Annotated in this window: 1 protein-coding gene and 1 pseudogene; both read left to right on the forward strand. The window is 53.3% G+C overall.

Going from position 1 to position 713, the window contains the following annotated elements; all coding sequences use genetic code 11:
* Positions 1-340: pseudogene (locus tag QP965_RS11435) on the forward strand (transposase); the annotation flags it as partial.
* On the forward strand, positions 337-713 hold a 377-nt coding region (locus QP965_RS11440), incomplete at its 3' end, for an IS3 family transposase (RefSeq protein WP_284852696.1). The pseudogene QP965_RS11435 and the gene QP965_RS11440, both read left to right, overlap by 4 nt.

Consider the following 713-nt stretch of genomic DNA (forward strand, 5'->3'; position numbering starts at 1 on the left):
AGTAGATGGGAAAATCTGGAATATGCCAAGAAAATTTGACCAGGATGCAAAGGACCGTGTGGTCCGTCTCGTGGAAGATCGCATCTTGGCAGAAAATATGTCGATGCAAGCCGCGTGCCAGGCAGTAGCTCCAAAGCTGGGGGTTTCATGGCATACGGCCCGTCAATGGACTCAACAGGCCCGTCGTGCGGGAAACATCCCAGAACCTGTGCCTGAAGATTTGGCCGCGGAAAACGCGAGGCTGCGTCGTGAAAATCAAGAGCTACGCGACACTAATGAGCTGCTGAAGGCCGCTTCAGCTTTTTTCGCGTCGGAACTCGACCCAAAACGTCGGAAATGATCCGGTTCATCGATGAATACCGGGTTCGTTTCTCTGTCGAGTTCATCTGTAAGACGTTGAAGAATAACCGGTCTGGTGGGTTCATCACCTCGCGTGGCTATCGCCAGTCCAAGGCCCGTGGGTTAAGTGCTCGTCGCCTTCGTGATGCTGTGCTGGTCGAACGCATTAGAACTGTTCATCGGGATAATTACGGTGTCTACGGTGTACGGAAAATGTGGCATGCTCTCCGCCGTGACGGAATTGATATCGGTCGTGAACAAACTGCCCGTTTAATGCGCTTGGCCGGTGTTTCTGGCAAAGGCAAAGGCAGATCACCTCTCACAACCCGTAAGCCTAACGTGCCTGATCTGCGCCCAGACTTGGTCGAGCGTGA

Source organism: Corynebacterium sp. MSK074 (assembly GCF_030229735.1).
Taxonomy (GTDB): domain Bacteria; phylum Actinomycetota; class Actinomycetes; order Mycobacteriales; family Mycobacteriaceae; genus Corynebacterium.